At 63.3% G+C, this 26,292-nt stretch carries 22 protein-coding genes; all 22 read left to right on the forward strand.

Annotated features, from left to right (window positions below; translation table 11 throughout):
• Positions 1-31 precede the first annotated feature (31 nt).
• Positions 32-1,219 carry a class I SAM-dependent rRNA methyltransferase gene (locus AC1DZ5_RS15300; RefSeq protein WP_477890522.1) on the forward strand — a complete coding sequence of 396 codons (1,188 nt, stop codon included), beginning with the start codon at positions 32-34 and terminating at the stop codon, positions 1,217-1,219.
• Positions 1,220-1,303: 84 nt separating this feature from the next.
• Positions 1,304-2,377, forward strand: coding sequence for a CobW family GTP-binding protein (locus AC1DZ5_RS15305; RefSeq protein ID WP_477890525.1), 1,074 nt, complete (start codon positions 1,304-1,306; stop codon positions 2,375-2,377).
• Positions 2,378-2,579: 202 nt separating this feature from the next.
• The gene (dksA, locus tag AC1DZ5_RS15310; RefSeq protein ID WP_477890527.1) at positions 2,580-3,653 is read left to right on the forward strand and encodes an RNA polymerase-binding protein DksA; all 1,074 of its coding nucleotides are present in this window, start codon (positions 2,580-2,582) and stop codon (positions 3,651-3,653) included.
• A 36-nt stretch (positions 3,654-3,689) separates the two neighbouring features.
• Entirely contained in the window at positions 3,690-5,513 is a 1,824-nt protein-coding gene (locus AC1DZ5_RS15315; protein ID WP_477890529.1) for an STAS domain-containing protein, read from the forward strand.
• 61 nt (positions 5,514-5,574) lie between these two features.
• Positions 5,575-6,120: an ATP-dependent protease subunit HslV gene (gene hslV, locus AC1DZ5_RS15320; RefSeq protein WP_477890531.1), complete on the forward strand. Its 546-nt coding sequence runs from the start codon at positions 5,575-5,577 to the stop codon at positions 6,118-6,120.
• A gap of 4 nt (positions 6,121-6,124) precedes the next feature.
• Positions 6,125-7,459 carry an ATP-dependent protease ATPase subunit HslU gene (hslU, locus tag AC1DZ5_RS15325; RefSeq protein WP_477890533.1) on the forward strand — a complete coding sequence of 445 codons (1,335 nt, stop codon included), beginning with the start codon at positions 6,125-6,127 and terminating at the stop codon, positions 7,457-7,459.
• Positions 7,460-7,723: 264 nt separating this feature from the next.
• Positions 7,724-8,152: a division/cell wall cluster transcriptional repressor MraZ gene (mraZ, locus tag AC1DZ5_RS15330; RefSeq protein WP_094482051.1), complete on the forward strand. Its 429-nt coding sequence runs from the start codon at positions 7,724-7,726 to the stop codon at positions 8,150-8,152.
• 9 nt (positions 8,153-8,161) lie between these two features.
• The gene (rsmH, locus tag AC1DZ5_RS15335; RefSeq protein WP_477890536.1) at positions 8,162-9,097 is read left to right on the forward strand and encodes a 16S rRNA (cytosine(1402)-N(4))-methyltransferase RsmH; all 936 of its coding nucleotides are present in this window, start codon (positions 8,162-8,164) and stop codon (positions 9,095-9,097) included.
• Complete coding sequence (gene ftsL / locus AC1DZ5_RS15340) at positions 9,094-9,414, forward strand: cell division protein FtsL (protein WP_477890538.1); 321 nt, start codon at positions 9,094-9,096, stop codon at positions 9,412-9,414. The genes rsmH and ftsL overlap by 4 nt, the downstream gene beginning before the upstream one ends.
• Positions 9,411-11,156: a peptidoglycan D,D-transpeptidase FtsI family protein gene (locus tag AC1DZ5_RS15345; RefSeq protein WP_477890540.1), complete on the forward strand. Its 1,746-nt coding sequence runs from the start codon at positions 9,411-9,413 to the stop codon at positions 11,154-11,156. The genes ftsL and AC1DZ5_RS15345 overlap by 4 nt, the downstream gene beginning before the upstream one ends.
• The gene (locus AC1DZ5_RS15350; protein WP_477890543.1) at positions 11,156-12,634 is read left to right on the forward strand and encodes a UDP-N-acetylmuramoyl-L-alanyl-D-glutamate--2,6-diaminopimelate ligase; all 1,479 of its coding nucleotides are present in this window, start codon (positions 11,156-11,158) and stop codon (positions 12,632-12,634) included. Before AC1DZ5_RS15345 ends, AC1DZ5_RS15350 begins: the two co-directional genes overlap by 1 nt.
• Positions 12,635-12,639: 5 nt before the next feature.
• Entirely contained in the window at positions 12,640-14,046 is a 1,407-nt protein-coding gene (locus AC1DZ5_RS15355) for a UDP-N-acetylmuramoyl-tripeptide--D-alanyl-D-alanine ligase (RefSeq protein WP_477890865.1), read from the forward strand.
• Positions 14,047-14,064: 18 nt separating this feature from the next.
• Entirely contained in the window at positions 14,065-15,243 is a 1,179-nt protein-coding gene (mraY, locus tag AC1DZ5_RS15360) for a phospho-N-acetylmuramoyl-pentapeptide-transferase (RefSeq protein WP_477890545.1), read from the forward strand.
• A complete protein-coding gene (gene murD / locus AC1DZ5_RS15365) occupies positions 15,240-17,111 on the forward strand; it encodes a UDP-N-acetylmuramoyl-L-alanine--D-glutamate ligase (protein ID WP_477890547.1) in 1,872 nt (623 codons plus the stop codon). Before mraY ends, murD begins: the two co-directional genes overlap by 4 nt.
• Positions 17,108-18,364, forward strand: coding sequence for a putative lipid II flippase FtsW (gene ftsW / locus AC1DZ5_RS15370; RefSeq protein WP_477890549.1), 1,257 nt, complete (start codon positions 17,108-17,110; stop codon positions 18,362-18,364). The genes murD and ftsW overlap by 4 nt, the downstream gene beginning before the upstream one ends.
• The gene (gene murG / locus AC1DZ5_RS15375) at positions 18,361-19,425 is read left to right on the forward strand and encodes an undecaprenyldiphospho-muramoylpentapeptide beta-N-acetylglucosaminyltransferase (protein ID WP_477890551.1); all 1,065 of its coding nucleotides are present in this window, start codon (positions 18,361-18,363) and stop codon (positions 19,423-19,425) included. The genes ftsW and murG overlap by 4 nt, the downstream gene beginning before the upstream one ends.
• The gene (gene murC, locus AC1DZ5_RS15380; protein WP_477890553.1) at positions 19,422-20,849 is read left to right on the forward strand and encodes a UDP-N-acetylmuramate--L-alanine ligase; all 1,428 of its coding nucleotides are present in this window, start codon (positions 19,422-19,424) and stop codon (positions 20,847-20,849) included. Before murG ends, murC begins: the two co-directional genes overlap by 4 nt.
• A 5-nt stretch (positions 20,850-20,854) precedes the next feature.
• Entirely contained in the window at positions 20,855-21,808 is a 954-nt protein-coding gene (locus tag AC1DZ5_RS15385) for a D-alanine--D-alanine ligase (protein WP_477890555.1), read from the forward strand.
• A gap of 82 nt (positions 21,809-21,890) precedes the next feature.
• Positions 21,891-22,676, forward strand: coding sequence for a cell division protein FtsQ/DivIB (locus tag AC1DZ5_RS15390; RefSeq protein WP_477890557.1), 786 nt, complete (start codon positions 21,891-21,893; stop codon positions 22,674-22,676).
• A 27-nt stretch (positions 22,677-22,703) separates the two neighbouring features.
• Entirely contained in the window at positions 22,704-23,933 is a 1,230-nt protein-coding gene (ftsA, locus tag AC1DZ5_RS15395) for a cell division protein FtsA (RefSeq protein WP_310340352.1), read from the forward strand.
• A gap of 118 nt (positions 23,934-24,051) precedes the next feature.
• A complete protein-coding gene (ftsZ, locus tag AC1DZ5_RS15400) occupies positions 24,052-25,293 on the forward strand; it encodes a cell division protein FtsZ (RefSeq protein WP_477890559.1) in 1,242 nt (413 codons plus the stop codon).
• A 32-nt stretch (positions 25,294-25,325) separates the two neighbouring features.
• Positions 25,326-26,249, forward strand: coding sequence for a UDP-3-O-acyl-N-acetylglucosamine deacetylase (gene lpxC / locus AC1DZ5_RS15405; protein WP_477890561.1), 924 nt, complete (start codon positions 25,326-25,328; stop codon positions 26,247-26,249).
• Positions 26,250-26,292: the final 43 nt, after the last annotated feature.

Consider the following 26,292-nt stretch of genomic DNA (forward strand, 5'->3'; position numbering starts at 1 on the left):
GTCGATCCTCGCGTGTCGCACAATCGGACCCATGAAAACGATTCGCCTACGCGCCGGCAAAGAGCGCTCCCTGTTGCGCCGCCATCCCTGGATTTTTGAGTCCGCCATTGCGAAGGGCAGTGGTGACAGCGGCGAGACCGTGCGCGTGGAGTCTGATCAGGGGCAGTTCCTTGGTTGGGCGGCCTTCAGTCCGCAGTCCAAAATCCGCGCGCGGGTCTGGAGTTTTGACGAGACACAGCGCATAGATGCTAGCTTTTTCATAGCTACTTGCGCAGCATCTGTGGGGGCTAGAGCCCGATTTGATATCAAGAGTGACGGTGTGCGCCTGGTCCATGGCGAATCGGACGGCTTGCCCGGCCTGATCGTGGACCGCTACGGCGACACACTCGTGGCCCAGTTCACCTCGGCCGGCGTGGAGAAGTGGAAAGGCGTGATTGCCGACGCGCTGTTGGCCGCCACGGGCTTGACCAAGCTGTACGAGCGTTCGGATGCCAGCAGCCGTGGGTTGGAGGGCTTGCCCGAGGTGACGGGCTGGCTGCGTGGCGAAGGCGCGACCGACCTGGTGCTGCAGGAGCACGACTGGAAGCTGGCGCTCAGCATCGCAGACGGTCACAAGACCGGCTTCTACCTGGACCAGCGCGACAGCCGCAAGCGCTTTGCCGATGCCACGCGCCGCCTGGGCTTCCAGCGCGTGCTCAACTGCTACTGCTACACCGGGGGCTTCACCGTGGCGGCCCTGTCGGGCGGCGCGGGGCATGTCACCTCCATCGATTCCAGCGGCCCGGCCATTGAAAAAGCTGCGGCCAATGTGGCGCTGAACGGCTTTGACGCCGGTCGCGCCAGCTTTATGGACGCCGACGTGAACGCAAGCCTGCGCGCCTTTGGAGCCGAAGGCCGCACCTTTGATGCCATCATCCTGGACCCGCCCAAGTTTGCTCCCACGGTGGCGCATGCCGAGCGCGCGGCCCGGGCCTACAAGGACATCAATCGACTGGCCTTCAAACTGCTGGAGCCCGGTGGCGTGCTGTTCACCTACAGCTGCTCGGGCGGTATCAGCGCCGACCTGTTCCACAAAATCATCGCAGGGGCGGGTTCCGATGCGGGCGTGGACGGTTTTATTACCGAACGCATGGGTGGCGCACCCGACCACCCCATGACGATTGCCTTCCCGGAAGGGGAGTACCTCAAGGGGCTGGTGGTGATGCGGCGTGCCATATAGGCGCAGGTGCTGCCAAACTTTGAATTGCTGACTACACTTCGCAGTTGTCTTCTTTTTGCACTGCACCATTTTTTGGATTGAACGATGAGCCTGATTCCCGCCACCATCCTGACCGGCTTTTTGGGTGCCGGCAAAACCACGCTCTTGAAGCGCGTGCTGGCCGAAGCTCATGGCCAAAAAATCGCCGTCATCGAAAACGAGTTCGGTGAGGAGAACATCGACAGCGACATTCTGGTCAGCGACACCAATGAGCAGATCATCCAGATGAGCAACGGCTGCGTCTGCTGCACCATCCGCGAAGACCTGCGCACCACGCTGAAAGACCTGGCTGAGAAGAAGCGCAAGGGCGAGCTGGACTTTGAGCGCGTGGTGATTGAAACCACTGGCGTGGCCGACCCCGGCCCCGTGGCGCAGACCTTCTTCATGGACGACGAGATCGCTGAAACCTACCTGCTGGACTCCATCCTGACCCTGGTGGACGCCAAGCATGCGGTGCAGCAGCTCAACGACCGCCAGGAAGCGCGGCGCCAGATTGGTTTTGCCGACCAGATTTTCATCAGCAAGTCCGACCTGGTGTCCAAGGACGAGCTGGACGCCTTGATGCACCGCATCAAGCACATGAACCCGCGCGCACCCCAAAAGGCAGTGCACTTTGGCGACGTGTCGCTGAAAGAGGTGTTTGACCTGCGCGGCTTCAACCTGAACGCCAAGCTGGATATCGACCCCGACTTCCTCAAGGAAGACGACCACGATCACCACGAGCATGACCATGCCCACGGCGAGCATTGCGACCATCCCTCGCATCAACATGACCGCGCGCATGGTGACCATGACGGCCATGGTCACCACCATCACCACGACGATGACGTGAAAAGCTTCGTTTTCAAGTCCGATCGGCCGTTTGATCCGGCCAAGCTGGAAGACTTTCTGGGCGCCGTCGTCAACATCTACGGCCCGCGCATGCTGCGCTATAAGGGCGTGCTCTATATGAAGGGCACCGAACGCAAGGTCATCTTCCAGGGCGTGCACCAGCTCATGGGCAGCGATTTGGGGCCGGCCTGGGCCGAAGGCGAGACAAAGTGCAGCAAAATGGTCTTCATAGGCATTGATCTGCCCAAGGACATCTTCCTGCAGGGCATGGAGCAATCCTTGGTCTGACCGCGGCAGCCCTCTAGATACCTACCAATAACCGGCTGGGAGCCAAATGATTGTCTCGCTTTTGCAACTGATGGGTTTCCCGATGGGGAAACCTGTACACTCGCGCGCCGAAGAAACCCCCGTTTCACCGTCTGCAAAGACGACGAAAGGGGCTGCAGCCACCAGGGACCATGCGCAGGCGAGTACTGCCAGGAGACAAGAAGTGAAAGCGAATTCCGGGAAAGATACCAAAGCCAAAGCCGTCAACGCTAAGGACGCCAAAGCCAAGGTCAGCGCAAAACCCAGTGCCAAAGCACCTGCCAAGCCAGCAGCCAAGCCGGCGGTGAAGGTGTCCGCCAAGGTTGCGGCCAAACCCGCAGCCAAGGCCGCGCCCAAAGCTATTGCCAAGCCAGCAGCCAAACCTGCCGCCAAAGCGGTCAAGGCCAGCAAGCCTGTGGCCAAGGCCCCCGTGAAAGCGGTCGCCAAAGCCCCAGCGAAAACAGTGGCTAAAGCCGCTGTCAAACCTGTTGCGAAGGTGGCCCCCAAGGCCGCACCCAAGCCAGCAGTTAAAATCAAGGCGCCCGCCGAGAAACCGGCGGCCAAGTCCGTCGCCAAGGCGCCGACGCCTGCTGCCAGCAAACCCAGTCCCGCCAAAGCGGCTGCGGTGGCGGTGGTGGCGCCAGTGCCCGTGGTCCCTGCGAAATCAGGGCGCCCTTCCTCCCGGTTGGCGCAACTTACCGTGCCATCCATGGCGCAATCTGTGGCCTCCACAGCCGCCAAAGCCACCTACACCCTTACCATGTCCTCCCCCGTGATTGCCCCCGTTATTCCGTCCATTGCTAAGAAGGACGCCAAGCTTGCCAACAACTGGAAGTCCAAGCCCGTCGCGGAGTTGACCGATGCCGAGTTGCTGGCCATGCCCGACTCCGAGTACATGAACGACGTGCAACTGGCTGCGTTCCGCCTCAAGCTCTCCATCCTCAAGCGCGACATCTTGAACAGCGCCGGTGAAACCACCGAGCATCTGCGTGAAGACACCTCCGTGGTGCCCGATCCCGCAGACCGCGCCACTATTGAAGAAGAGCACGCGCTGGAGCTGCGCACCCGCGACCGCGAGCGCAAGCTGCTGAAGAAAATCGAGCAGTCCATCGTGCGCATTGATGCAGGCGATTACGGCTACTGCGACGAAACCGGTGAGCCTATCGGTGTCGGACGTTTGCTCGCGCGTCCCACGGCCACGCTGTCGCTGGAAGCGCAGCAGCGCCGTGAGCTTAAGCAGAAAATGTTTGGCGACTGATCACGCCTGCACCGCACCAGCCCCTTTCATTACCCTATGGCGACCAAAGACGATCGACCCGGTTTGTTGTCCAAGGTGGCGATGTTTGTCCGCAATCCGACCAAAGACTGGTCAGAGCTGGACCGCGCCGAGCCCGAGCAGGAAAGTGGTTATGACAAACAGGCCCTGAAGGCCATGATTGAGCGCAAGCGGCAAAACGACTTTGTCCGCAAGCGCGAGTTCGACCAGCTGCGCAAACTGCGCAACCGCGATCCTTCCGCCGCTGCGGGGTTGGCGCGCCCCTCGTTTTTCCAGACCAGCATTCCCACCGACCCGGATGGCCGCGCTGTCACGTTGAAGAAAATCGACGAGATTGAGGCCCAGATGTCCAAGCAGTGGTGGAAGGGTAAGCAGGATGCTGCCGCGGCCCAAGCCAATGGCGTGGCGGCTGCGTCGGATGACGACCCGTCAGCAGACCTGTCGCTGCCCATGCCCCAGCACCCAGGGGCTTCTGCGCCTACGGTGCCTGCCACCCTGTCGTCCCATTTTGACGCCACCGAATCCTCTGATCTGGGCTCCAGCCCTCCCAGCGGCCAGCTCTCGGAATATGCCCCCACCGAAATGGGTGTGGGCATGATGCCGCCCCCCATGTCGTCCCACGTGCCCTTGCATGCGGTGCCGCGTACGCGTACCCCCATGCCCATGCCTCCGGTGGGCCAGGGTTTGACGGGCGATGAAAACTCTGACCTGTCGTTTTCCACCTCCAAGCTGTTTGCGATCGAGGTAGATGACATGGCCACCGACCCTGAGCTGGAGGAGGCCGCTATCCGCTTCGCCAATGGCGATGACGGTGGTGCGGAAAGTGGCCTGTTGATGGCATTGCGCGGTAGTGCACTGGTGCCGGACGTCGCCTTGTCGTGGGCTGCTGCGCTGCTGGATCTGTACCGCGCAACCAACAACCGTGAGCGTTTTGATTGGGCGGTGGTCGAGTTTGCCCAGTGGTGGGGTGCTGCCATTCCCAGCTGGGAGTCGTTGCCAAACGCCGCACAAAGTGCAGGGACCACCTCTTCTGCACCCTTGGCTTCTGCGCCCGGTGAGACCCATGTGGATGCCATCTGGCACAGCCCCTCTGAGCTCACCGTGCAAGCCATGGAAGACCTGCGCGATGCCATGTCCTTTCAGCCACCGCCTTGGGTGATTGGCTGGTCCCACCTCACTCGCATTGATGCGCAGGCGATGCCTTTGTTGGGCGGCTTGTTTGCCAGCCTGTGCGATGAACCGGTGTCACTGTGTTTCAGCGGCGCCGACAGTCTGGTCCAGGCCTTGCGTAGCATCACGCCATCGGGGGACCGCGGTGTGGATTCCTCCTGGTGGGGCGTGCGCCTGAATGCTCTGCGTGCCATGGAAATGCTTGACGAATTTGAGCTGGTTGCGCTGGACTACTGCGTTACCTATGAAGTCTCGCCGCCCGCTTGGGAGCCAGCCCGGTGTACCTTCGAATTGGTGCACAGCGGTGCTGCCGCTGGTGCGGATGGCGCCCGCGACGGCGGACGTGGTTTTGAGAATGCCGCCACTGTGCCCATGGGGCTGGACAATCCCCAGACCACCGGTTTGGAGTTGCGCGGTGATGTGCTGGGCGATGCCACCCAGACGCTGGCGGGGCTGGATGCAGCCCGTGAGGAAGGCGGCCGCATCGCGGTGTCTTGCCGACACCTGATTCGGGTGGATTTTTCGGCAGCTGGCAGTATTCTCAACTGGGTGGCCATGCGCGAATCCGAGGGCTGCCTGGTGCAGTTTCAGGATGTGCACCGCTTGGTTGCTGCATTTTTCAACGTCATTGGCATCAACGAGCATGCCCGTGTCATCCCCCGCGCCATCTGAGTAGATGCCGCGGCAGGTGCTGCGGCTTGAATTCGGCGCCAACCCCCGCATGTCAGACAGCATGGAACAATTTCACGGCACCACCATCATCAGCGTTCGCCGCAAAACCCCGCAGGGCGACCAGGTCGCTATCGGTGGCGATGGGCAAGTCACCCTGGGCAACATCGTCGTCAAGGGCTCGGCCCGCAAGGTGCGCAAGCTGCACCATGGCAAGGTGCTGGCCGGTTTTGCTGGCGCCACCGCCGATGCCTTCACCCTCTTTGAGCGCTTTGAGGCCAAGCTGGACAAACACCAGGGGCACTTGGTGCGCGCCGCCATTGAGCTGACCAAGGATTGGCGCACCGACCGCGTGTTGCGTCGGCTGGAAGCCATGCTGGCAGTTGCCGACAAGGACGCCTCCCTCATCATCACCGGCAATGGCGATGTGCTGGAGCCCGAGAACGGCATTGTGACCATCGGTTCGGGTGGCGCCTACGCGCAGGCCGCGGCCATTGCGCTGCTCAATCACACCGAACTGCCAGCTGCAGACATCGTGAAACGCTCCCTGGAAATTGCGGGCGAACTGTGCATTTACACGAACATGCACCACACCATCGAAACGCTCTGAGACCATGCAATCCCTCTCGCCCCAAGACATCGTTGCCGAACTCGACAAACACATCGTTGGGCAGGCCCAAGCGAAGCGCGCCGTAGCCATCGCTCTGCGCAACCGCTGGCGCCGGCAAATGGTGGGCGTTGCGCTGCGCAGCGAAATTACGCCCAAAAACATCCTGATGATTGGCCCGACGGGCGTGGGGAAGACCGAGATTGCCCGCCGTCTGGCACGCTTGGCGGACGCCCCCTTCATCAAGGTGGAGGCCACCAAGTTCACCGAGGTGGGCTATGTGGGCAAGGATGTGGATTCCATCATTCGCGACCTGGCTGATATCGCTGTCAAACAAACCCGCGAGGCCGAGAAGGCCAAGGTGCGAGCCCGCGCCGAAGACGCGGCGGAAGAGCGCATTCTGGATATTCTGGTTCCGCCGCCACGCGCGGAGTTTGGCTTTGCTGCGGCTGGCGATGCCCCCGAGAGCACGGCACGCCAGACCTTCCGCAAGAAGTTGCGCGAAGGCCAGTTGGTGGACCGTGAAGTTGAAATCGATGTAGCCGCTCCCACGCCGCAGTTGGAAGTGATGGGGCCGGCAGGCATGGAAGAAATGACCGAGCAGCTGCGTGGCATGTTTGGCCAAATGGGCCAGAACAAGCGCCAGACCCGCAAACTCAAGATCAGCGAAGCGCACAAGCTGCTGGTAGACGAGGAAGCTGCCAAGCTCGTCAACGAGGACGACATCAAGAGCCAGGCCTTGCACCTGCTGGAGCAGAGCGGCATTGTGTTCATTGACGAGATTGACAAGGTGACCTCGCGCAGCGAAGGCAGTGGCGCCGAAGTCTCGCGCCAGGGCGTGCAACGGGACTTGCTGCCGCTGGTGGAGGGCACCACGGTGTCCACCAAATACGGCATGGTCAAGACGGACCACATTCTGTTCGTCGCCTCTGGCGCATTCCACCTGAGCAAACCCAGTGACCTGATCCCGGAGCTGCAAGGGCGCTTCCCGATTCGCGTAGAGCTGCAATCTTTGTCGGTGCAAGACTTCGAAGCTATCCTCACGCAAACCCATGCCTCGCTGGTGAAGCAATACCAGGCGCTGCTGGCGACCGAGCAGGTGACGCTGACATTCACGCCTGAGGGCATCACGCGCTTGGCACAGATTGCCTTTGAGGTGAACGAGCGCACGGAAAACATCGGTGCCAGGCGCTTGTCCACGGTCATGGAGCGCCTATTAGATGAAGTAAGCTTTGGCGCAGTGGCCTTGGCGGGGCAAACCGTGGTGGTGGACGCGGCCTATGTGGATGCCCGCCTGGGAGAGCTCAGCCAGAATGAGGACCTTTCGCGTTACATCCTGTAACCCGTCCCGGACGAACGGTATCGGGCTTGGCGCTTCAAGCATCACTTTCATAAGGTGCGCTAAGTGCTTAATTTAGAACGATTTTCAGACGCTTGTCTCCTGCAAAATCGTTTCTAAGTCCTTGATTTCATTGGAAAAAATTCGCGCAAGCCCTCTTGCGAACATGGCTTTTGCTGATACAGTGCAAAAAAGTGCAATTTAGTGGTGAAAAGTGCCGCGCAATTGCTATTCCAAGCTGTCGCAGTAGAAAAAGGGTGTTTTAGCGTGTTTCAAGGGGCCTCGTCTCTCAGTCTGGATGCGAAAGGGCGGTTATCAGTACCGACCCGGCATCGTGACGTCTTGAGCGCGACGGCGGCTGGCCAACTCACGATCACCAAACACCCCCACGGCTGCCTGATGGTGTTCCCCCGCCCCGAGTGGGAGAAATTCCGCGAGCGCATTGCTGCTTTGCCGATGTCGGCCCAATGGTGGAAACGCATCTTCCTTGGTAACGCCATGGACGTGGAAATGGACGCCACTGGGCGTGTGCTGGTATCCCCCGAGCTGCGCGAAGCCGCCGGTATTGCCAAAGACACCATGCTGCTAGGCATGGGCAACCACTTTGAGCTGTGGGACAAGGCCACCTACGACGCCCAAGAGGCCAAGGCCATGCAGGGCGAGATGCCCGATGTCTTCAAAGACTTTTCTTTCTAAGGTGTGACGGTGGAAGCTCCTTGGACCCACACCACCGTCTTGTTGAACGAAGCAGTAGACGCATTGTTCAGCAACGACGGGCAGGCCTACGCGGGTGCGGCCGACGGCACCTATGTGGACGCCACCTTTGGCCGAGGCGGCCACTCGCGCAGCATTTTGAGCCGCCTGAGCCCAGCCGGTCGTTTGGTTGCCTTTGACCGCGACCCTGACGCTGTGGCGCAATCCGCCAGCATCACCGACCCCCGTTTCTCCATCCGCCACGAAGGCTTCTCCCATATGGGTGAGCTGCCCGCGGCCAGCCTAGCTGGTGTGCTGATGGACCTGGGCGTGAGTTCTCCCCAAATCGACAACCCACTGCGGGGCTTCAGCTTCCGCTTTGAAGGTCCCCTGGATATGCGCATGGACACCACGCGCGGCGAGAGTGTGGCCCAGTGGCTGGCGACAGCCGAGATCAATCAAATCGCGGAGGTGATACGTGAATATGGTGAAGAACGGTTTGCTGGGCCAATTGCAAAGGCGATTGTTGCTCGCCGACAGGAACGGGGGCCAATTTCAACCACCTCCGAGCTGGCCCAACTCGTGGCTGACACGGTCAAAACCCGCGAGCAGGGCCAGAACCCTGCAACGCGCACATTTCAGGCTCTTCGGATTTTCATCAACGCCGAGCTTGAGGAGCTGCAACAAGCGCTAGACGCCAGCCTGGACGTGCTCGAGGTGGGCGGTCGCCTGGCGGTGATCAGCTTCCATTCACTGGAGGACCGCATCGTCAAGCAGTTCATTGCCAAGCATTCCAAAGAGGAATACGACCGCCGTGCACCATTTGCCGTGCCCAAGGTCATGAAGCTCAAGGCGCTGGACCGCATCAAGCCCAGCGCGGCTGAAGTGGCGGGCAACCCACGTTCGCGCAGTGCCATCCTGCGCGTGGCGCAAAGGATGGCGGCATGATGCGCATCAACCTGGTGCTGGTACTGGCCGTGGTGGCCAGCGCCCTGTATTTGGTGGGCGTGCAGTACGAGTCACGCCGCGTGTTCACCGAGCTGGACAAATCCCGTGCCGATGCGCGCCGCCTGGAAACCGAGTATGGCCGCCTGCAGGTAGAGAAGCGCGAACAGGCCACCTCTGCCCGCGTGGAGCGCCTGGCGCGCGAGAAGCTGCAGATGCGCCAGGTGACGCCCGCCATCACCAGCTATGTGACCTACAGCGCTCCTGAGGCCGCCGCCAGCGTGGCCACCAATGCCTCCGCAGCGCAGGGCAGCAAATGACGCGCCGCGGTATCCAGTACACCTCCAGCCCCTTGTTGGCCAGCCGCACGCCGGTGTGGCGCAGCAAGTTCGTGGTGGGTGCGATTGCGCTGGGCTTCACCGGTCTGGTGGCGCGCGCCGCCTACATCCAGGTGGTGGCCAATGATTTTTTTCAACGCCAGGGCGAAGTGCGGTTTGCGCGCACCCTGGACCTGCCCGCCAACCGCGGCCGCATTCTGGACCGCAATGGCCTGATCCTGGGCTCCAGCGTGCCGGCACCCAGCATCTGGGCTATCCCCGAAGACGTGGAGCTGGAAAAAGGTCAACTGGGCCAACTCGCCAAGCTACTGGAGATGCCGGCTGCTGACTTGTCCAAGAAGCTGGATGACGAGGACAAGTCCTTCGTCTGGCTCAAGCGGCAGGTGGATGCGGACATCGCCAAGAAAATCAGCGATCTCAATATCAAGGGCATTTACCAGCGCAAGGAATACAAACGCCAGTACCCCGAGGGTGAGTCTGCTGCGCACATCGTTGGATTCACCAACGTGGAAGACAACGGCCAGGAGGGTGTGGAGCTCATGTTCAACAAGGAGCTGCTGGGACGTCCCGGCATGCGCCATGTGATCAAGGACCGTCTGGGTCGTGCCGTGGAAGACGTGGGCGAGGTGGTGCAGCCCGTGGCGGGACGTGACTTGCAGCTCAGTATCGACAGCAAGATCCAGTTTTTTGCCTACCAGAAGCTGCGCGACTCGGTGCTGAGCAACAAGGCCAAGGCCGGTAGCGTGGTGGTGCTGGACGCGATCACGGGGGAAGTGCTGGCCTTGGCCAACTACCCCAGCTACACCCCCGACAAGCGCCAGAACCTGACCGGTGCGCAGCTGCGCAACCGCGCGCTGACCGACACCTTTGAACCCGGTTCGGTGATGAAACCCTTCACCGTGGGCCTGGCGCTGGAAACTGGTCGGGTCAAGCCCACGACCATCATCGACACTGCCCCTGGCTCGGTCACCATCACCGGTGCCACCATCCATGATTCGCACCCGCATGGCGCGCTGACGGTGGAGCAGGTGATCCAGGTGTCCAGCAACGTGGGCACCACCAAGATCGCCATGCAGATGCCCGCCAGCGAGATGTGGCAAACCTTCTCGCAAGCGGGCTTTGGCCAAAAACCGCAGATTGAATTTCCGGGTGCGGTGTCGGGCCGCCTGCGTCCCTACAAATCGTGGCGCCCCATTGAACAGGCCACCATCTCGTATGGCTATGGCATGTCGGCCTCGCTGTTCCAGATGGTGCGCTCCTACACCGTGTTTTCGCACGGCGGCAACATCATTCCGGCCACCCTGCTCAAGACCAGCGAGCCTGCGGTGGGCGTGCCCGTGTTCTCGGAGCAGACCGCGGCCAAGATCCGCCACATGCTGCAAATGGCCGCTGGCCCTGGCGGTACCGGCCCCAAGGCGCAAACCATTGGCTACTCGGTGGGTGGCAAGTCCGGAACCGCCTACAAGCAAGTGGGCAAGGGATACGGCACCGATGGCAACCGCAAGTACCGCAGCTGGTTTGTGGGCATGGCGCCCATTGACCAGCCGCGTGTGATTGTGGGCGTGATGTTGGATGAGCCCAGCAATGGCAAGTACTTCGGCGGCGATGTAGCGGCCCCCGTGTTCAGCGAAACCGTGCAGCAGACCCTGCGCATGCTGGGCGTGCAGCCCGACATGGCCGTGCGCCCGCAAATCCAGGCCGACACCGTGGAGGAAAGCTTCTGATGCAGATGCTCAGCACGCCTCTTGACGTGGTGCAGTGGTTGCGCAGCCAGGGTTGCACCGCCTTGGCCTCAGACAGCCGCGCCGTGACCGCGGGCGATGCCTTCATTGCCTGGCCTGGCGCCGCAGTAGATGCGCGCCGCTTTGTGCCGCAGGCACTGGCCCAAGGCGCGTTGGCGTGCTTGGTCGAACAAGACGGTGCTGATGCGTTTGACCTGCCGACCGATGCCGTGGGCAGTTATGCAGGCCTGAAGGCCGACACCGGCGCCATCGCCTCGGCGTTTTATGGCGAGCCTTCGCAGTCTCTCGCCATGGTGGCGATCACGGGCACCAATGGCAAGACCAGCACTGCCTGGTGGTTGGCCCAAGCCTTGTCTGCGCTGCCGTCCGGGCAAGCGCTGCCCTGCGGCGTGATTGGCACCCTGGGTGTGGGCCGCCCGCCACACGTGGAGTCCACCGGCTTAACGACGCCCGACCCTGTGCTGCTGCAGAAAACCCTGTGCCAGTTTGTCGACGATGGGCTGCGTGCCTGCGCCATCGAAGCTTCGTCGATTGGCATTGAGGAGCATCGCCTGCAGGGCATGGCCGTGCGTGTGGCCGTGCTCACCAATTTCACCCAGGACCACCTGGACTACCACGGCAGCATGCAGACCTACTGGCTGGCCAAGCGCAAGCTGTTTGGCTGGCCAGGCCTGGCCCATGCCGTGCTCAACATCGATGACCCACAGGGGCTGGTGTTGGCGGATGAGCTGGCCGATAGTGCTTTGGATGTGTGGTCGACCTCGGTACAGCAGCCTGCACGCCTGCAGGCCCGCAACGTGCGCCACAACGCCCAGGGCATGGTGTTTGACGTGGTGGAGGGCACTGCGGTGCACACGCTGCAGTCCCAGGCCGTAGGCCTGTACAACGTGTCGAATTTGTTGGGCGTGATCGCGGCCATGCGCTGCCTGGGTGTGGCGTTGGATGCGGCGGTCCAGGCCTGCGCTGCGCTGCAGCCTGTGCCCGGGCGCATGGAGTGTCTGGGTGGGGTGCAAGCGCCCCTGGTGGCGGTGGACTACGCGCACACACCAGATGCGCTGGCTCAGGCCCTGCTGGCACTGCGCCCGATTGCGCAGGAGCGTGGCGGACAGCTCTGGTGTGTGTTTGGTTGCGGTGGTGACCGTGATGCCTCCAAGCGCCCCCTGATGGGCGCCATTGCCGTGCAGCAGGCCGACCGTGTGGTGGTCACCAGTGACAACCCGCGCAGCGAAAAACCCGAAACCATCCTGTCCCAGATCTTGCTTGGCATGGTGGACGCCAAAGGGGTGGGCGTGGACGTGGACCGCGCTCAGGCGATTCGCCAGGCGGTGCTGGGTGCACAGAGCCAGGACGTGATTTTGGTGGCTGGCAAGGGCCACGAAGCCACGCAGGACATCGCCGGCACCAAGCATGTGTTTTCTGACCGGGCCCACGTGGCCCTGGCGCTGGAGGCGCGCGCATGAACCACATGATGACACTGGCCCAACTGGCTGCGTGGACCGGCGGACAGGCCGTGGGCGACCCCAGCACCCGCATCCTGCGCGTGCACACCGACACCCGTACCATTGCCCCCGGCGACCTGTTTGTGGCGCTGCGTGGTGAGCGCTTTGACGCGAACGATTTTTTGCAAGACGCCCAGGCCCAAGGCGCAGCGGCGGTCCTGTGCCACGCTGGCTTGGATGCTGCGTCTTACCCCGCAGGCCTGCCGCGTGTAGAGGTGGCCGACACCAAAGCCGCCCTGGGTCAGCTGGCCACGCAGTGGCGTGCCCAGTTCACACTGCCGGTGATTGCGGTGACCGGTAGCAACGGCAAAACTACGGTGACCCAGATGCTGGCCAGCATTCTGGATGCCTACGCCCCCAACGGTGCGGCCCTGGCCACCCAGGGCAATTTCAACAACGACATTGGCGTGCCCCTGACGTTGCTGCGCATGCGCGCCGAACACCGCATCGCCGTGGTCGAGCTGGGCATGAACCACCGGGGCGAGATTCCGGTGCTGGCCGCCATGGTGCAACCCACCGTGGCCCTGGTGAACAACGCGCAGCGCGAACACCTGGAATTCATGCAAACCGTGGAAGCCGTGGCCTGGGAAAACGGCGCAGTGATTCAGTCCCTGCCTACCAATGGCACGGCGGTGTTCCCGGCCGATGACGCCTTCACCCCACTGTGGCAAGGCCTGGCCGGTGTGCGCGCCAGCAGCCAGTTTGCGGTTAATGCGCCCACGGCCCAGGTGGTGGGCCAGCAGGCGCAGTGGGCGGGTGGCGCCTGGCAGGTGCAGGCCACAGCACCGCAAGGCGCGCTGTCGTACCGGCTGGCCATTGCGGGCCGCCACAACGTGAAAAATTCTTTGGCCGCCGCTGCGTGCGCGCTGGCGGCAGGTGTGCCCGTGGCTGCGGTCGAGCAGGGCCTCAATGCCTTCCTTCCGGTCAAGGGCCGCTGCCGTGCGATGCAGCTGTCGGCGGCGTCCGTGGACGCCACGCTGGTGGACGACACCTACAACGCCAATCCCGATTCCGTGCGCGCCGCCATCGATGTGCTGGCCGACCTGCCGGGCCCGCGCCTGTTGGTGCTGGGCGACATGGGCGAGGTGGGCGAGCAAGGCCCCGAGTTCCATGCCGAAGCCGGAGCCTATGCCCAGGCGCGCGGCATCGACCACGTGCTGGTGCTGGGTGCCTTGAGCGTGCATGTGGTGCAGACCTGTGCCGTGGCCCGCCATTTCAACGATGTGCACGCGCTCAACGACGCCGCACTCGCTTTGCTGCCCCGTGTGGCCAGCGTGCTGGTCAAGGGTTCGCGCTTCATGCGTATGGAGCGCGTGGTCGAAGCCCTGTCGGCATCCCCCGTTTTACCGGAGGCCCCATCCCATGTGGCCTGATCTGTTTGGAGAGTTTTCATGCTGCTGAGCCTGGCCCAATGGCTGCAAAGCCTGTCGCCCGAGTTCGGGTTTTTTCGCGTGTTCCAGTACCTCACCTTCCGTGCGGTGATGGCTGCCATGACGGCCTTGTTGATCGGCCTGGCGGCAGGTCCCTATGTGATTCGCCGCCTGCGCGAGCTCAAGATTGGCCAGCCCATCCGCGGCTACGGCATGGAAACGCATTTGAGCAAGAGCGGCACGCCCACCATGGGCGGTGTGCTGATCTTGCTGGCCATTGCCACTTCCACGCTGCTGTGGGCCGACCTGTCCAACCGCTTTGTCTGGATCGTGCTGCTGGTGACCCTCGGCTTTGGTGCCATTGGCTGGGCCGACGACTGGCGCAAGGTGGTGCACAAAGACCCCGAGGGCATGCGCTCGCGCGAGAAGTATTTCTGGCAATCGGTGATTGGCCTGCTGGCCGCGCTGTACCTGGTGTTTAGCATTTCCGAAAGCTCCAACCTGCGCGTGATTGAGCTGTTTTTCAACTGGGTGCGTTCGGGGTTTGATGTGAACCTGCCGCCCAAGGCCGGGCTGTTGCTGCCCTTCATCAAGGAAGTGACCTACCCCTTGGGGGTTTTGGGCTTTGTGGTGCTGACCTATTTGGTGATCGTGGGCTCCAGCAATGCGGTGAATCTGACCGATGGCCTCGATGGTTTGGCCATCATGCCCGTGGTGATGGTGGGCTCGGCACTGGGCGTGTTTGCCTACGTGACCGGCAGCGTGGTGTATTCCAAGTACCTGTTCTTCCCCTACATCCCGGGCTCGGGCGAGCTGCTGATTTTCTGCTCGGCCATGGCTGGTGCGGGCCTGGCGTTTTTGTGGTTCAACACGCATCCCGCGCAGGTGTTCATGGGCGATGTGGGCGCATTGGCCCTAGGCGGTGCCCTGGGCACCATCGCCATCATCGTGCGGCAGGAAATTGTGCTGGCCATCATGGGCGGCGTCTTCGTGGCCGAAGCCGTGTCGGTGATGCTGCAAGTGACTTACTTCAAGTACACCAAAAAGAAATTTGGCGAAGGCCGCCGCCTGCTGAAGATGGCGCCGCTGCACCACCACTTTGAAAAGTCGGGTTGGAAAGAAACCCAGGTGGTGGTCCGCTTCTGGATCATCACCATGCTGCTCTGCCTGGTGGGCCTGTCCACCCTGAAATTGCGATGAACGAACACGAAGAGCACCTCCCCGGCGAACACCCCGCAGCGTCCCTTCCGGACGGCGGGGTGCCGGCGTCTGCGCACGACGCACAGCCTGCTACGCCGGAAGAGGTGTCAGACATGCCTGCCGTAGAGGCCGTACCTGTCGTGGTCGAGCTTGCTGAGCCGGAGGAATCTGCCAAGGAAGCCCGTGGCCTGCCCACCACGCTGACAGCCGCGCGCGACGCGGCGGCCTTTGTGGCGCAGATTTTTGCGGACACGCATGCTGAGAAGGCCGAGCCTGTGGTGCTGGTGGACGACGTGCAGGTGGCGCTTGAGGAGGCCTTCGCTCCGGAGCCAATGGTGGATGCACCCTTTCAGCCGCTGCTGGGCCAGAACATCCTGATCCTGGGTCTGGGCGCCTCCGGCCTGGCCATGGCGCGCTGGTGCGTCCGCACAGGTGCGGCCCACATTACCGTGGCCGACACGCGCGCATCCCCACCCCAGTTGGCCATGCTGCAGCAGGAGCTGCCGCTGGTGCGCTTTGTGCCTGGTGCCTTTGACGCTGCACTGGTCGAAGGCCAGAACCTGCAGGCGGTGTATCGCTCCCCCGGTCTGAGCCCCACAGAAGTCGCTCCTGTTTTGGTAGCTGCTAACGCAGAGTCCGTGCGGGTTGGAGGTGAATTAGACTTGTATGCCATGGCGCTGCAGGCGCTGCGCACGGCCCGGGCCTACGCCCCCGCGGTGCTGGCCATCACCGGCACCAATGGCAAGACCACCGTCACCTCGCTGACCGGCCAGCTGGTCGCGCACGCAGGCAAGACCGTGGCCGTGGCCGGCAACATTGGCCCCACGCTGCTGGACACGCTGGGCGGCCATCTGGATGCCGACACGCTGCCCGAGGTCTGGGTGCTGGAGCTGTCCAGCTTCCAGCTCGATGGCGTGGTGGGCTTTGAGCCCACGGCGGCTGTAGTGCTCAACGTGACGCAAGACCACCTGGACTGGCATGGCAGCATGCCAGCCTATGCCGCTGCCAAGGCACGCATCTTCGGTCAGACCGGCCTGATGGTGCTGAACCGCGACGACGCGGGTGTGATGGCCATGTTGCCCGCGCCACTGCGCGTCAAACTGCAGCGTCCGCAGGAGCGCGCCCACACCACCTTTGGCGGCGACATGCCCCAGCGCCCCGGTGACTTTGGTATCGAAGAGGTCAATGGCATGGTCTGGCTGGTGCGCGCACTGGAAGCCGACGAGACACGCAAAAAACGCAAGGACGACGAGGAAGAGCTGCACATCCAGCGCCTGATGCCGGCCGATGCCCTGCGCATCCGCGGCCGCCACAACGCCAGCAACGCGCTGGCCGCACTGGCGCTGTGTGCCGCCGCCGGTTGCGCGCTGGGCCCCATCCTGTTTGGCCTGCGCGAGTACCGCGGCGAGCCGCACCGTGTGGAGCCGATTGGCATCCTCAACGAAGTCGAATTCTTTGATGACAGCAAGGGCACCAACGTGGGCGCTACGGTGGCCGCGCTGCAGGGCCTGGGCGCCGACCGCAAGGTGGTGGTGATTCTGGGCGGCGAGGGCAAGGGCCAGGACTTCACGCCGCTGGCCGCCCCTATTGCCCGCTATGTGCGCGCCGTGGTGCTGATCGGCCGTGATGCGCCGCTGATCCGCGAGGCCATTGCCTCGGCCGAGGTGCCGCTGCTGGATGCTGATTCGATGGAGTCGGCTGTGGCCCTGGCCAACACGCGCGCCCATGCGGGCGATGCGGTACTCATGTCGCCGGCCTGCGCCAGCTTTGACATGTTCAAGAACTACGAACACCGCGCCCAGGTCTTTTGCGACGCGGTGCGCGCGCTGGCCTTGGCCAACGGCGTGGACATGGAGCACACCGCATGAACGCGCTGCGCCAACGTCTGGCCGGCTGGTTCGGCGCCGAGGCCGAAGTCGCCACGGGCGCGCTGCCCGTGCGCCTGGGTGGCCGCGGTTCGTTTGCGGCCAGCACTACGCCCACGCAGGTGAAGGGGTTTGACCAGCCGCTGGTCTGGGTCACCGTGACCCTGCTGTTGTGGGGCCTGGTGATGGTGTATTCGGCCTCGATTGCCATGCCCGACAACCCCAAGTTCGCGTTCTATGCGCACACCCATTTTGTAGTGCGCCACGTGCTGTCGCTGCTGGTGGCGTTTGTGGCCGCGTTGATTGCGTTCCAGATTCCGCTGGCCACCTGGGAGAAGGTGGCGCCCTGGCTGTTTGTGCTGTCGCTGGTTCTATTGATTGCGGTGCTGGTGCCCTTCATTGGCAAGGGCGTGAACGGCGCGCGGCGCTGGATCTCGTTGGGCATCATGAACTTCCAGCCCTCCGAGCTGGCCAAGTTCGCCGTGCTGCTGTACGCAGCCGACTACATGGTGCGCAAGATGGATGTGAAGGAACGCTTCTTCCGTGCCGTGCTGCCCATGGGCGTAGCGGTGGCCATCATTGGTCTGTTGCTGCTGGCGGAGCCCGACATGGGCGCCTTCATGGTGATCGCCGTGATCGCCATGGGTATTTTGTTTTTGGGTGGCGTGAACGCGCGCATGTTCTTCTTGATCGCCACCATTCTGGTACTGCTGTTTGCGCTGGTGATCGCCACCTCGGAATGGCGGCGTGAGCGCATCTTTGCCTACCTGAATCCCTGGGATGAAAAGTTGACGCTAGGCAAGGGCTACCAGCTCTCGCACTCGCTGATTGCCATTGGGCGCGGCGAGATTTTTGGTGTGGGCCTGGGCGGTAGCGTCGAGAAACTGCACTGGCTGCCCGAGGCGCACACCGACTTCTTACTGGCCGTGATCGGCGAAGAGTTTGGCTTGGTGGGCGTGGTCATGGTGATTGGCCTGTTCCTCTGGCTGACCCGCCGCATCATGCACATCGGCCGCCAGGCCATCGCACTGGACCGCGTGTTTGCCGGTTTGGTGGCGCAGGGCGTAGGCATCTGGATGGGCTTTCAGGCCTTCATCAACATGGGTGTGAACCTGGGCGCCTTGCCCACCAAGGGCCTGACCCTGCCACTCATGAGCTACGGCGGCTCGGCCATTCTGTTGAACCTGATTTCAATCGCCGTAGTGCTGCGGGTGGATTATGAGAATAGGCAACTCATGCACGGAGGCCGTGTATGAGCCAGAAGACAGCACTCATCATGGCCGGCGGCACAGGTGGTCATATCTTCCCCGGCCTGGCCGTGGCGCAGGCCCTGCTGGACAAGGGCTGGCGCGTGCACTGGCTGGGCGCGCCTGGCAGCATGGAAAGCCGCATCGTCCCGGCCCGCGGCATTCCGCTGGAGCTGGTGGACTTTGGCGGCGTGCGTGGCAAGGGCCTGACCACACTGGCGCTGCTGCCGTTCAAGCTGCTGCGGGCCTTCTGGCAAAGCCTGCAAGTGGTGCGCCGCGTGAAGCCCGATGTGCTGGTGGGCCTGGGCGGCTACATCACCTTCCCGGGCGGCATGATGGGCGTGCTGCTGGGCAAGCCGCTGGTGCTGCATGAACAAAACTCCGTGGCCGGTATGGCCAACAAAGTGCTGGCCGGCGTGGCCGATCGCGTGTTCGCAGCGTTCCCCCAGGTGCTGGCCAAGGCCGAGTGGGTGGGCAACCCGCTGCGCACCGAATTTTTGAACCAACCCGAACCACAAACCCGCTTTGCCGGCCGCAGCGGCCCGCTCAAAGTGTTGGTGGTGGGTGGCAGCCTGGGCGCGCGCGCGCTCAACACCGTGGTGCCCCAAGCCTTGGCGTTGATCCCCGAAGCCCAGCGCCCCGTGGTGACGCACCAGGCCGGCGAAAAGCAGATCGACGAGCTGCGCGCCAACTACGCGGCTGCCGGTGTGCAGGCCACGCTCACTCCTTTTATCGACAACACGGCCCAGGCGTTTGCCGATGCCGACCTGGTGATCTGCCGTGCCGGCGCCAGCACCGTGACCGAGATCGCCGCCGTGGGCGCCGCGGCGGTGTTTGTGCCATTCCCCGCTGCGGTGGACGACCACCAGACCTTCAACGCCCGCTTCTTGGTCGACCAGGGCGCTGGCTGGCTGCTGCCCCAGGCGGACATGACACCCGAGGCGCTGGCAGCATTGCTACAAAAAACAGAGCGCCCCGCGCTGATTCAACGAGGGCTAGAGGCCAAAAAAATGCAAAAACTGAACGCCACCGAAGCGGTTGTGGCTGCCTGCGAGGAGCTCGCACGATGAAACACGCTGTCAAACATATTCATTTTGTGGGCATCGGAGGCTCCGGCATGTCCGGCATTGCCGAGGTGCTCAGCAACCTTGGCTACACCATCTCCGGTTCCGACTTGGCTGACAACGCCACCACGCAGCGCCTGGCGGCTCTGGGTATTCGCACCTACGTGGGCCACACCGCCGACAACGTGGCGGGCGCCGATGCGGTGGTCACTTCCACGGCTGTGCAATCTGACAACCCCGAGGTCATCCGTGCTCGCGAGATGAAGATTCCCGTGGTACCGCGTGCGTTGATGCTGGCCGAGCTCATGCGCCTCAAACAAGGCATTGCGATTGCCGGCACCCACGGCAAGACCACCACCACCAGCCTGGTGGCCAGCGTGCTGGCCGAGGCCGGGCTGGACCCCACCTTTGTGATTGGTGGTCGCTTAAACAGTGCCGGTGCCAATGCGCGCCTGGGCAGTGGCGACTACATCGTGGTGGAAGCCGACGAGTCAGATGCGTCCTTCCTGAACCTGCTGCCCGTGATGGCCGTGGTGACCAATATCGACGCCGACCACATGGAGACCTACGGGCACGACTTCGGCAAGCTCAAGAAAGCCTTTGTCGATTTTCTGCACCGCATGCCCTTCTACGGAACGGCGATTCTCTGCACCGACGATGCGGCCGTGCGCGAGATCAGCGAGCAGGTCACCTGCCCGATCACCAGCTACGGCTTCAACGAAGACGCCGAGGTGCGCGCTGTGAACGTGCGCGCCGTGGGCGGCCAGATGCACTTCACCGTGCAGCGCCGCAACGGCGTGGTGCTGCCCGACCTGGAGGTGGTGCTGAACCTGCCGGGCCTGCACAACGTGCTCAACTCGCTGTCGGCCATTGCTGTGGCGGTGGAGCTGAACATTGCGGACGCCGCCGTGGTCAAGGCGCTGGCCGAGTTCAAGGGCGTGGGCCGCCGCTTCCAGCGCTACGGCGACTTGGCTTTGCCGCAGGGCGGCACGGTCACCGTGATCGACGACTACGGCCACCACCCCGTGGAAATGGCCGCCACGCTGGCTGCCGCACGCGGTGCCTTCCCGGGCCGCCGCCTGGTGCTGGCCTTCCAGCCGCACCGTTACACGCGCACGCGGGACTGCTTTGAAGACTTTGTGAAGGTGATTGGCGCAGGCGCCGACTCTGTGCTGCTGGCCGAGGTCTATGCCGCGGGTGAGGCTCCCATTGTGGCGGCCGACGGCCGCTCGCTGGCGCGCGCACTGCGCATAGGCGGCAAGGTGGAGCCCATCTTTGTGGATGAGATTGCCGACATGCCGCAGGCCGCGATTGACAACGCGCGCGATGGCGATGTGCTGATGTGCATGGGCGCAGGCTCCATCGGTGCCGTACCCGGAAAGATTGCTGACATGCTACAAAAACAGGAGCTGCTCGCGCAGCGTGGATGAGGGTTATGGCTCAAAATGACTTGAATCTCGGAAAAGTGGCGGTGCTCATGGGCGGCGCGTCTGCAGAGCGTGAGGTGTCCCTCATGTCGGGCAGCGGTGTGCTCAAGGCCCTGCTGTCCAAGGGTGTGGACGCACACGCGTTCGATCCATCCCAGCGTCCGCTGGATGACCTCAAACGCGAAGGCTTTGCGCGCTGTTTCATCGCGCTGCACGGCCGCTTTGGCGAAGACGGCACGGTGCAGGGTGCGCTGGAATTGCTCGGCATCCCCTACACCGGCTCGGGTGTCATGGCCTCGGCCATTTCCATGGACAAGGTCATGACCAAGCGCATCTGGCGCTTTGAGGGCCTGTCCACCCCCGCCTGGCAGCAAGTTACCAGCGCTGCACAGACGCACGCCGCGTTTGCGGCCCTGGGCGCGCCCATGATCGTCAAGCCCGCACGCGAAGGCTCCTCCATCGGCTTCACCAAGGTGATGTCGGCCGACCAGTGCGACGCAGCCTACGCACTGGCCTCGCAGCACGATGCGATGGTGCTGTGCGAACAGTTCATTGCGGGTGACGAAGTCACTTGCCCGATCTGGGGCCCGACCGAGGCGCCCGCAGCACTGCCGGTGATCCGCATCGTCGCGCCCGATGGCAACTACGACTACCAGAACAAGTACTTCACCGATGTGACGCAGTACCTGGTGCCCGCCGAGTTGCCCGCGGGTGAAGAAGAAGCGATCCAAGCCATGGTCTGCAAGGCCTACCAGGTGCTGGGCTGCCGCGGCTGGGCACGGGCCGACGTGATGATCGACGCGAAGACGCGCACGCCCTACCTGTTGGAGATCAATACTTCGCCCGGCATGACCGGCCACTCGCTGGTGCCCATGTCGGCCCGCGCCGCCGGCATCAGCTACGAAGACCTGTGCGTGCGTTTGCTGCAAAGCACCACCACCGATGGGAAGGCCCACGCATGATGAACGCCGCCGGGCCGTCCCAAGGCGTGAGGGCCCCCTCGGGGGGCAGCGCAGCACACGCAGTGGCAAGCGTGGGGGCCGTATGACATCCTCTGTGGCCACCCCGCTGGACGTCAAACTCATGAACACCACCGCTGCGGTGTTGTTCCTGGCGTTTGCCGGACTGGCTATGGTGGCCGCGGCGCGCTGGGTGTCGCGTCTGCCGGTGTTTGACCTGCAGGGCATCAGCGTCACTGGCGACATGAACCACAACAACCCGCTGACCCTGCGCGCCAACGTGGCGCCGGGCCTGAATGGCACCTTCTTCACCGTGGATCTGGCGCGTGTGCGCTCGGCGTTTGAGGCGGTGCCCTGGGTGCGCCATGCGGTGGTGCGGCGCGAGTTTCCCAACCGCCTGCGTGTGGACCTGCAGGAACACCAACCCGTGGCCTATTGGGGCGTCGACCCCGAGCTGCGCCTGATCAACAACTACGGCGAAGTGTTCGAGGCCAACGTGGGCGAGGTGGAGCAGGAAGCGCTGCCGCGACTGAACGGCCCCGAGGGCCAAAGCGCCGAGGTGCTGGCGCTGTACCGCGTGCTGGCGCCGCAGTTTGACAAGATGGAATTGCCACTGGAGCAGCTGGAGCTGACCGGCCGTGGCAGCTGGCGCGCGCGCCTGGACAGCGGCGCCGTGCTGGAGCTGGGCCGTGGCCATGCGGACGAAGTGAACGCGCGCGTGGATCGATTTTTGAAAACCTTGACGCAGGTCTCCACCCGCTACGCACGGCCACTGACGGCTGTGGAGTCGGCGGACCTGCGGCATGAGAACGGGTATGCCATCCGGCTGCGCGGCGTGACCACGCTGGCAGCGGATGCGCCCAAAAAGTAGCGGAAACAGCAAGTACCAGGTGCAACTATGGCAAAAGAATACAAGGATCTAGTCGTCGGGCTGGACATCGGAACCGCCAAGGTCATGGCCGTGGTGGCCGAGGTCATGCCCGGTGGCGAACTCAAGCTCGCGGGCTTCGGCGTAGCGCCCAGCAACGGCCTCAAGCGTGGGGTGGTGGTGAACATCGACGCCACGGTGGCCAGCATCCAGCAAGCCCTCAAAGAAGCCGAGCTGATGGCCGACTGCAAGATCACGCGGGTCTATACCGGCATCACGGGCAGCCACATCCGCGGCATCAATAGCAGTGGCATGGTGGCCGTGAAGGACCGCGAAGTGACGCAGGCTGACGTGGCCCGCGTGGTCGAGACCGCCAAGGCCATCAACATCAGCACCGACCAGCGCCTGCTGCTGGTGGAACCACAGGAATTCATCATCGACGGCCAGGACGTGCGCGAGCCCATCGGCATGAGCGGCATCCGCCTGGAAGCCAAGGTGCACATCGTCACCGGCGCGCAGAGCGCGGCCGAGAACATCATCAAATGCGTGCGCCGCTGTGGCCTGGAGGTGGAGCAGCTCATGCTGAACCCTCTGGCCAGTAGCCTCAGCGTGCTGACCGAAGACGAACGTGAACTCGGCGTGGCGCTGGTGGACATTGGCGCCGGCACCACCGACGTGGCCATCTTCACCAACGGAGCGATCCGCCACACGGCCGTGATCCCGATTGCGGGCGACCTGATCACCAGCGACATCGCCATGGCCCTGCGCACCCCGACCAAGGACGCCGAAGACATCAAGGTCGAAAGCGGCCACGCCAAGCAATTGCTGGTGGACCCCGAGACCCAGGTAGAAGTGCCTGGCCTGGGCGACCGTGGACCGCGCATGCTGAGCCGCCAGGCGCTGGCCGGTGTGATCGAGCCGCGCATCGAAGAAATTTTCTCCCTGGTGAACCAGGTGATGCGTGAGTCGGGCTACGAAGAAGTGCTGTCCAGCGGCATCGTGCTCACGGGTGGCAGCTGCATCATGCCGGGCATGGTGGAGCTGGGCGAGGACATCTTCTTGAAGCCCGTGCGCCGCGGCATACCCAAATACAACAGCGCGTTGGCCGACATGGTGGCGCAGCCCCGTGCTGCCACCGTCATGGGCCTGCTGGAAGAAGCCCGCCTGGCCCGCATGCGCGGCTACAAGGTGGCGCAAAAAGCCGGCTCGATGAAAACAGCATTCGGTTCCGTCAAGGACTGGTTCGTGGGGAACTTTTAACCATGAAACACAGACTTTGGCTTGCACGGGGGAGTCCGCCTTCATAAATGAACACCGACCGCAATCCCCTCATCCAGTTTTCAAGTATTCATTCAAATAGTTTTTCAGGAGTAACAACATGGCCATCGAAATGATCGAAGAAGAAGCGTTCAACCAAGGCACCCAAATCAAGGTCATCGGCGTGGGCGGCGGCGGCGGCAACGCGGTCGAGCACATGATCCAGACCGCCGTGGGTGGCGTGGAATTCATTTGCGCCAACACCGACGCACAGGCCCTGTCCCGCAGCAGCGCCCACAAGACCATCCAGCTGGGTGGCAGCGGTCTGGGCGCCGGCAGCAAGCCTGACAAGGGCCGTGACGCCGCACAACAGGCTGAAGACGACATTCGCACCGCCATCCATGGCGCGCACATGCTCTTCATCACCGCCGGCATGGGCGGCGGCACCGGTACCGGTGCTGCCCCCGTGATTGCGCGCGTGGCCAAGGAAATGGGCATCCTGACTGTGGGCGTGGTGACCAAGCCTTTCGACTTCGAAGGCGGCCGCCGCATGACCAACGCCGACAGCGGCCTGGCCGAGCTCGAAGCCAATGTGGATTCGCTGATCGTGGTGCTGAACGAAAAGCTGCTGGAAGTGCTGGGCGACGACGTGAGCCAGGACGAAGCCTTTGCCCACGCCAACGACGTGCTCAAAAACGCCGTGGGCGGCATTGCCGAAATCATCAACGTGCCCGGCCATGTGAACGTCGACTTTGAAGACGTGCGCACTGTGATGGGCGAACCCGGCAAGGCCATGATGGGCACCGCCGTGGCCAAGGGCCCGGACCGTGCACGCATCGCCGCCGAACAAGCCGTGGCCTGCCCGTTGCTCGAAGGCATCGACCTGTCGGGCGCCAAGGGCGTGCTGGTACTGATTACCGCCGCCAAGGGCAGCTTGAAGCTGTCCGAGTCCAAGCTGGCGATGAACACCATCCGCGCCTACGCATCGCCCGATGCGCACGTGATCTACGGCACGGCCTACGACGACTCACTGGGCGAGGAAATTCGCGTGACCGTGGTGGCCACCGGCCTGTCCCGCCAAGGCGCGCGTCGCACAGCCCCTCCGCTGCAAGTGCTGCGTACTGGTACCGACAACGTGCCTTTCCATGTGCCCACGCTCAACACCATTGCATCGCCCTCCGGCGCGGCAACGGCCTTGGGTGGCACAGGTGCCAGCGCGGCCCAGCCCGACTACGGCAGCATGGCCACCCCCAGCGTGTGGCGCACCAACCGCACACAAGCGGCGGCCAAGGTGGACGCCCTGTCCAGTGGCGGCATGGACGACTACGAAATCCCCGCTTTCTTGCGTAAGCAGGCAGACTGAAGGTGAATTGGCGCCCCGGTAAAATCCAGCCTGTGCTGAAACAACGAACCCTCAAATCCTTGACCCGCGCCGTGGGCGTGGGCCTGCATAGCGGCCAGCGTGTGGAAATCACGCTGCGGCCTGCGGCGCCGGATACGGGCATCGTGTTTCGCCGGGTGGATTTGCCGAATGCGCCGGACATTGTGGTCTCGGCCGAATCGGTGACCGATACGCGCCTGGCGTCCACGCTGTCGTGCGGCAATGCCAAGGTGCACACGGTGGAACACCTGATGTCGGCCTGTGCCGGGCTGGGGGTCGACAACCTGTTTGTGGACATCACGGCCGAGGAGATCCCGATCCTGGACGGTTCGGCAGCGTCCTTTGTGTTCCTGCTGCAAAGCGCGGGCATCGAAATGCAGAACGCGCCGCGCCGCTTCATCCGCCTGACCAAGCCTGTGGAAGTGCGCGAAGGCAGTGGCCCCACCGAGAAGTGGGCACGCCTGGAGCCCTACCATGGCTACAAGCTGAGTTTCGAGATCGACTTCAACCACCCGGCGGTGGACTCCACCGGCCAGCGCGTGGAGTTTGACTTGAGCACCGGCTCGTATTCGCGTGACATTGCGCGGGCCCGCACCTTTGGCTTCACCAAAGACGTTGAAATGATGCGCTCCAACGGCCTGGCCCTGGGCGGTGGTCTGGACAACGCGATCGTGATGGACGACTACAAGGTGCTCAATGCCGACGGGTTGCGCTACGACGACGAGTTCGTCAAGCACAAGATCCTGGACGCCATGGGCGACCTCTACATCGTGGGCAAGCCGCTGCTGGCCGCCTACAGCGCGCGCCGCTCCGGCCATGCGCTGAACAACAAGCTGCTGCGCGAGCTACAGGCCCACCCCGAATGCTGGGAAGTGGTGACCTTCGAAGACGTGAAACAGGCCCCCGTGGGCTTCGCCCAGCCTGCCCGGGCCTGGTGATATGGCCCCCACGCTCCACCGTTGCACGGGTCGCTGCCCCCCA

Source organism: Rhodoferax sp. P1_F3 (assembly GCF_056405715.1).